Origin of the sequence: Caldisalinibacter kiritimatiensis (genome assembly GCF_000387765.1) — a bacterium.
Lineage (GTDB): Bacteria > Bacillota > Clostridia > Tissierellales > Caldisalinibacteraceae > Caldisalinibacter > Caldisalinibacter kiritimatiensis.
Map to the genome: position 1 here is coordinate 1 of NZ_ARZA01000198.1, position 7,815 is coordinate 7,815.

Sequence of the window (7,815 nt, forward strand, 5' to 3'; positions counted from 1 at the left end):
TACTATTTAAAATCACAAAAATGTTCGATTTTTTGTGTCTAAAATATTGACATAAGTCCATTCCTAGTTTCAATTCCACTACTGGTACGATTAGAACAAATATTAAAAAAAGAAGGTCATAACGTTAATAAAAAGTTTCAATTCCACTACTGGTACGATTAGAACTTTTAACTTTATTATTATGTATGATTACAACAAGTATGTTTCAATTCCACTACTGGTACGATTAGAACCATCAAAAACCTGTAAAAATAAAGGTTTACCATTTATAACCTTTTCATTTCATAAATATTATATCACGAAGTTATCAGGATTTGAAGGACTTTTTTGTTTGTCGACCCTCGGGGGTTTTTGCATCACCGGAGGTCGACGACATTTTCAATTTTCAATCCCTCAACTTCAAGCTAATGTCTAAAGCTTTAACTGAATGTGTTAATGCTCCTGATGAAATAACATCAACACCGGTTTTAGCTACTTCTTCAATATTATCTAATGTAATGTTACCTGAAGCTTCTAGTATAACCCTACCTTCATTTATTTCTACTGCTTTTTTCATGTCCTCTATACTCATGTTATCTAGCATTACTATATCCGCTTTAGCTTCAATAGCTTCTTTAAGTTCAGTTAAAGTTTCTACTTCAACTTCAACTTTAACTGTATGACCTATCTTTTCTCTTAAAGTTGATATAGCTTCTTTAATTCCACCGGCTGCTTTTATATGATTATCCTTTATCATAACAGCATCAGATAAATTAAAGCGATGGTTATAGCCTCCTCCCATCCTAACTGCATATTTCTCTAAAGCTCTTAATCCAGGTGTAGTTTTTCTAGTATCAACTAATTTCACATCATATTTTTCTATTCTTTTAGTATATAACGATGTTTGGGTAGCTATTCCTGACATTCGCTGAATAAGATTGAGAGCTGTTCTCTCTGCTGATAAAATAGCTCTCGTTTTTCCCTTTAATTTTACGATAACTGTCCCCTTATTTGCCTCATCACCATCGTTAACTAACCTTTGAATTTCTATATTATCATCTAAAAATTTAAAAGCTGTCTCTACTACTTCTAACCCTGCTATTACACCATCTTCTTTTACAACTATTTCTGCTTCACTTATACTTTCTTCATCTATTAAATTATCGGTTGTTATGTCACCATTATTCATATCCTCTAATAATGCCTTCTTAACTATCTCTTCTATATGAAATCTTTGCATCTTAAGTCTCTCTCCTTGCATAATCTTATATATTCTCTATTTTATAACATCCGATACTTTCTTTTCTCTTTAAACTACTATCTATGATTAATTTTACTACAGTAAGCATATTAATAACCTCTAAATAATCAATAGAATAATTTCTTTTATTTGAAATAGCTTCTAACATTCTCGTGATAATCTCATTTGCTTTTATCAAGCCTACTTCTGTTCTAACTATTCCTACATAATCACTCATTATGTTTCTTACTAAATATTTAATGTCTTCAACAATATTGTCAACTTTTCTTTTCTTTATATTTACCTCATCAGTTTTATTTACTTCTTGTACTTGAACATTATCTTTATTAAAGTTTATATGGTTAGCTATTCTTTTACCAAATACTATACACTCTAAAAGAGAATTGCTTGCTAATCTATTGGCTCCATGAACACCTGTATTAGCACATTCTCCACAGGCATATAGATTTTCTATGTTAGTCCTACCATTAATATCTGTTACTATTCCACCTATAAAGTAATGCTCTACTGGTATTACTGGTATATAATCCTTTGACATGTCGAATCCATTTTCTAAACACTTTTTATATATATTAGGAAATCTATTTTGTAAGTAATCTTTATCTTTATGTGTAATGTCTATATATACGTATTCACTATTTGTATCTCTCATCTCTTTATATATATTTTGTGATACTATATCCCGTGATGCTAATTCTCCTTTGGGATGAATATTAAGCATAAATCTTTCTCCATATTTATTTCTTAAAAATGCTCCTTCTCCCCTTACTGCTTCTGATATTAAAAACTTCTTTCCTTCATTTTTAGTATATAAAGCTGTTGGATGAAACTGTATAAACTCCATATCATTTAAAATACATCCAGCTCTGTACCCTATAGCTATTCCGTCACCTGTTGCTATGGTTGGATTTGTACTATCTTTATAAAGGGAGCCAATCCCTCCTGTGGCTAATACTACGAACTTACTGAATAGGTTATACGTTTTCCTATTGCATATAACTTGTAAACCTACACATATGTCATCCTTTTTTATTATATCTACAGCAAAAGTATTCTCCCACACAGTTATATTATGCATTTTAGTCACTTCTTCTTTTAAAGCTTTCATTATTTCTTTTCCAGTAGCATCTCCACCTGCGTGTAATACCCTTCTTTTACTGTGTCCACCTTCCATTGTAGTCATTATGTTTCCGTCACTATCTTTATCAAAATTTACTCCAAGCTCAATGAGATTCTTAATATTTTGTGGAGCTTCCTGTATCATAGTTTCAAGCTTTTCTTTGTCATTTAGATGTGAGCCTGCTATTAAAGCATCTTCTATATGATAGGAAAAATCATCGTCATCCTTTATACAAGCAGCTATTCCTCCTTGAGCTAGGTTTGAGTTGCTTTCGCTCATTTCACCCTTTGAAAGTATAGCTATACGTAATTCTTTATTCAAATTAAGGGCTGTATACAGCCCTGCTAATCCTGAACCTACAATTATGACATCATAATAATCCTTTAACATTAAACGGTTCACCTCTATTAACTTATCTCTAGCATTTTATTAAGAGCTATTAATGCCCTCTGCCTTATATCTTCCTCTACATTAATCTCGTGTTGTTCATACATTAAAGCATTTAATACGTCTTCTAATCTTGTCTTTTTCATATCTGGACACAATAAATTATGATATAATAGGTCAAATTCCTTATTAGGATTCTGTTTTCTTAGTATGTGTAAAACTCCCATTTCTGTACCTATCAGAAATTCTTTAGAGTTTGATTCATTAGCATATTTTATTATTTGCGACGTACTACCAACAAAATCAGCTAATTCGATGACTTTTTCGCTACATTCTGGATGTACTAATATTTCAGCCTCGGGATGCTCTTCTTTTATTTTTAATGCTTCCCTTAATGATATATTATTATGGGTAGGACAAAATCCAGGCCATAATTCAACTTGTTTATTTTTTACGTTGTTTTTAACATAGTTACCTAAATTTCTATCAGGTACAAATAAAATTTTATCTGAATCAATACTCTCAACCACTTTTAGTGCATTAGATGAAGTACAGCATATATCGCTTTCAGCCTTAACTGAAGCACTAGAATTTACATAGCAAACTATTGTAGTATCTGGATTGTTCTTTTTATATTGTCTTAATCTTTTGGCTGATACCATATCTGCCATAGGACAGCCTGCACTTTTTATCGGTAATAATACCTTTTTATTTGGTGATAATATTTTAGCACTTTCTGCCATAAAGTTTACTCCACAGAAAACTATTACTTCGTTATCTACTTCAGTTGCAGCTTTACTTAATGCTAGTGAATCACCAACTATATCTGCTACTTCTTGAACTTCTGGAATCTGATAACTGTGTGCTAATATAATAGCGTTCTTTTCTTTTTTTAATTTTTCTATATCTTGTATTATTTTATTTTTTTTCATAAATATTACCCTTTCTAATTGTATTTACATGTGTCTTTACACCTGATATTTAAAGTATAACACTTTAATTTCCTACATTCAATGATTATTTAGGTAATGATATCTCAAATGCTGCTCCTTTAGTAGAGCTATTGTATGCGGTAATGCTTCCCTTATGTCCATTTACTATAGCCTTTGTTATAGCCAATCCTATTCCTGTATTTCCTTTGTTGCCTTTGTATAATCTATCAAATACCTTTTTCTCTTCACCATTATTAAAGCCTGTACCATCATCTGTAATTGTAATGACTATTTTATCTATATTATCTTTAATGTTTATTGTTATTTCTTTTTCTGCATATCTAATGCCATTACCTAAAATATTTATAAACGCCCTTATAAGCTTGTCTTCATCATACATTCCAACGTGATTAATATCATGTAAAATTTTTATACTTATTCCCTTTTCATCTGCTAAGCTCTTAACAGACTTAACAGCTTTATTAACTATGTCTAATAAATTCTTTCTTTCAAAATTAAAGTGCTCTTTAGCATTTTCGAGCTTTGTAAGATATACTAATTCATCCACAATCTTTTTTAGTCTTTGACTTTCATTTATGATTATATCTAAGCTTTCTTCTAATTCTTCACCTTCCACAATCCCATCCTTTATAGCTTCTGCATAGCCTTGAATTGACATTAAAGGTGTTTTTAACTCATGGGATGTATTTTGAAAAAATCTTTTTTGTTGCTCGTCATACATTTTAATTCTATTAGCCATTTCTCTAAAGGATTTATCTAATTCTTCTATTTCATCTCCAGTTTTTATAATGTCCTGGTCTTCATATTTTTTTAGTGAGAAATTTTTCATTTTATTTGCAAGCTTTTTAATAGGCTTTGTTATTCCTCTAGCAAAAATTATCCCTATTATAAATGCTAAAATTCCTGCAATTGTAAAGCTTATACGTCTAGACCTTCTAAGAAGATTATTTAATTTATTTATATTTTCAACTCTAGTGGACAATACTACATGTCCTTTGATATTTCCATTGTCATCTAATATAGGAGTTGCTTTTGATATATATCCTTTTATTGTATTTTTTCTCTCTCTTATTATCCTTAGTAAAATTTGAGGATACTTTATATCAGTATCTTTATAAACTATGTTTTTATTGCCATTTAATATAATCATCTGTGAATCAATAAATCTACCTGCTACCTTTAGCTTTTGTATATCATTTATTCTGTCTCTTATAGTTCTTTCATCAAGACTAAATCCTTTTAAAATCTCTGCAATTTTTTCACCTTCATCTTTAAGCTGTTGCTTCGTTTCATTTAACAAATATACTTTAGATAAAGAATTGTAAGAAATAGTTATAGCTAGAAAGGTAATTATAAGTAAGATAATATATGTAATTATAAGCTTTTTCCCTATCTTTGTCATTATCCATCCACCCTATATCCATAACCCCATACAGTGGTTATTTTTAATTCTGAATCAACCTTTTTTAACTTTTTTCTAATTCTTTTAACTAAATCATCAATAACTCTTTGGTCTCCTATGTAATCATATCCCCAAACCCTTTGTAGTAGCTGTTCTCTAGTAAAAGGCATATTTTTATTTTTTACTAGAAATTCAAGTAATTCATATTCCTTTGTAGTAAATTTTATTTCTACACCATTTTTTTCAACATATCTTCTTTCGCAGTATATATCTATATCCTTTATATTTATATGTTCAGACTTAAAGCTATCACTCTTTTCTAGTCTTTTAAATATATTTTTTATCCTTACTACTAGTTCTCTTGGACTAAAGGGTTTAGATAAATAATCATCTGCTCCTAGCTCTAATCCCAATATTCTATCTAACTCTTCATCTTTAGCTGAAACGAATATAATAGGTATATCACTCTTCTTTCTTATTTCTTTACATAGCTCTAACCCGTCTATTCCTGGCATCATTATATCTAATACTATTAAATCTGGTTTCAGTCTATTTATTTCACTTATTAAGTTGTTTCCGTGTTCAAAAAGGGTGACTTTATATCCTTCCTTTTGAAGATATTTTTGTATTAAATCTCTTATATTTTTCTCATCGTCTACTACAAATATATGTTTCAATTTTATCACCTCCATTTTAATTATATCATTTTAATGTAAAAAAAAGAGATAGGAAACCCTATCTCTTAAGAAAGTATTTCTATTATTTGGTCTAGTAATCCTAATTTTGCTTCAACTTTGCTGTTTATCTGTTCCTTTATTGATATTACTTTGTTTATATGCTCTCTAGCTTCATCAAAGTTATCATTTTTTACATCTTCTCTGAATGCTTTTCTTTCTTCTTTAAGCTGTTTGTGTAATTCACTTATTTCCTTATTAATTTCTTTTATTTGCTTTCTAGCCTCTCTTGCTTCTAGTAATGCTTCTTTATTTCCTTCTTCTCTTGCACTGATATATAGGTCAATTATGCTATCATTTTTCTCAATTTGTTGAGTTTTTAGTTCTAATCTTTCTATTCTTAGTTCATTTATTTGGTGTATTTCATCTTTGAATTCCTTTAGTGCTTTATATCTTTGTCCCGCTTCCCTCATTTGTTGCATTTGTTCTAAACTAAGCTGTGTTCTAGAAGTTAAATCTGGTTCTTCTGCAAATGCAGTCCCTACACTTGCAAATACTAATAAACCCACCATTAAGATTGTTAAAAGTTTTTTCATTTTGCATCTCTCCTTTACTATTTTTTTATTTTTCCTTACACTCTTATTATTGCAACTAAATTTATGATAAAAATATTATAAATGTGGAAAAAGTGTGTGAAAAAAAGCGTCGTCACCGATTTGTTAGTGATTAGTAGCTTTTGAAGAAAGGAAACTAGGGACTAGATACAAAAAATACAATTTAAAATCAAAAACAAAAAGACTGGATAACCAGTCTTTAGGATATTTTTTTTCTTGTTGGAACACCTGGAAATGTAGGTTTATCAGGGCCATTTGGTTTAAAGTCTGAAAGAATATAATCATATATCATTTTTTCTATTGAAATTCCTAAATGTCTAAGAGCTTCGTTTCCAAACAATACGTTAAATTCTAATATATAATATCTATCTCCTACTACTACCACATCAAACCCCGCATGATTTATGCCCAATGTTTTCGCAGCTTTGTCCACTAAATCAACAGCACCTAAAGGTATGTTCTCAAAACTATAAGAACCACCCTTAGCAACATTATTGTGAAAGCTTCCTTCTTTACCTATTCTCCAGTATGCTGATACTACTTTATTACCTACATACACAACACGTAAATCTCTATCTATTGGTAGCTTTTCTTGTATATATAAAGTATCATTATTGTCTATATATCTCTGTAAATCCTGTTTTTTTTGGATTAAAAATACACCTTGTCCCATTGAATTCTTTATTTCTTTTGCCACACATGGATATCCAAACTCTTCTTCGATTATTTCTATACTATGTCTATTTTTCCCCATTATCCTTGTATAAGGTACATTTTCAGGGAAAGTTGCCAATAGTGCCCTAGTCATCTCAACTTTATTGTGTCCTAAATGAAAAGTATTGATATTTGGAAATATTTTTTTCTTAAGTCCATATACTAGGGAATTTACTTGCCAGTATTCAGGAAATAATATATAGTCTGCCTTTTTTATAGTTTTTATTTCTCTAAACATATGCTCGGGTTTTATATATTTGACACCTGGTATACCTATTGTTCTATATGGATTAAAGGACACTAATTTCACTTTTTTCTCCTCCCTACATACTAAAACTAAATTTATATTACACAGTTTTGTGAAAAGAGTCAATATAAATTTTTTGGCTGTAATAAAGCAATAAAAATCTTTTATACCATTCTATATTTTAACTCTATTGTTCTAACTATTTACTTGTTCTGCGAAAAGCGAACAGCGAGTAGCGAATAACCAAATTATTTTAATAACGAACAAAATCGACTTCATCGATTTGTTAGTTAGTAGTTCGTTGTTAGTAGTTAGTAGCTTTTTAGTCAGTTCTTAGAAAAAATTATGCTATTCGCTGTTCGACTTTCGCTTTTCGATAATAATTCTATAAACATTTTTTCTATCTTTCAAACCTGTATTTAACTTAATTACAAGCTATATAATAAATATACTTTCTTATATAA

At 29.7% G+C, this 7,815-nt stretch carries 7 protein-coding genes; all 7 read right to left on the reverse strand.

All coding sequences use genetic code 11. The features are described from left to right. Positions 1-385: 385 nt before the first annotated feature. The 7 genes from nadC to L21TH_RS08725 all read right to left on the reverse strand — a co-directional run bounded on the left by nadC (position 386) and on the right by L21TH_RS08725 (position 7,414). Positions 386-1,219 carry a carboxylating nicotinate-nucleotide diphosphorylase gene (gene nadC, locus L21TH_RS08695; RefSeq protein ID WP_006314232.1) on the reverse strand — a complete coding sequence of 278 codons (834 nt, stop codon included), beginning with the start codon at positions 1,217-1,219 and terminating at the stop codon, positions 386-388. Positions 1,220-1,244: 25 nt separating this feature from the next. Further along, entirely contained in the window at positions 1,245-2,750 is a 1,506-nt protein-coding gene (gene nadB, locus L21TH_RS08700) for an L-aspartate oxidase (protein WP_006314234.1), read from the reverse strand. 17 nt (positions 2,751-2,767) lie between these two features. Beyond that, positions 2,768-3,679, reverse strand: a complete 912-nt coding sequence (nadA, locus tag L21TH_RS08705; RefSeq protein WP_006314235.1) for a quinolinate synthase NadA — start codon at positions 3,677-3,679, stop codon at positions 2,768-2,770. Positions 3,680-3,764: 85 nt separating this feature from the next. Next, on the reverse strand, positions 3,765-5,102 hold the full coding sequence (locus tag L21TH_RS08710) for a sensor histidine kinase (RefSeq protein ID WP_006314242.1): 1,338 nt from the start codon (positions 5,100-5,102) through the stop codon (positions 3,765-3,767). Further along, a complete protein-coding gene (locus tag L21TH_RS08715; protein WP_006314248.1) occupies positions 5,102-5,779 on the reverse strand; it encodes a response regulator transcription factor in 678 nt (225 codons plus the stop codon). Before L21TH_RS08715 ends, L21TH_RS08710 begins: the two co-directional genes overlap by 1 nt. A gap of 65 nt (positions 5,780-5,844) precedes the next feature. Then, positions 5,845-6,372 carry a hypothetical protein gene (locus L21TH_RS08720; RefSeq protein WP_006314250.1) on the reverse strand — a complete coding sequence of 176 codons (528 nt, stop codon included), beginning with the start codon at positions 6,370-6,372 and terminating at the stop codon, positions 5,845-5,847. Positions 6,373-6,589: 217 nt separating this feature from the next. Beyond that, entirely contained in the window at positions 6,590-7,414 is an 825-nt protein-coding gene (locus L21TH_RS08725; protein ID WP_006314252.1) for an ATP-grasp domain-containing protein, read from the reverse strand. Between the last annotated feature and the right edge of the window lie 401 nt (positions 7,415-7,815).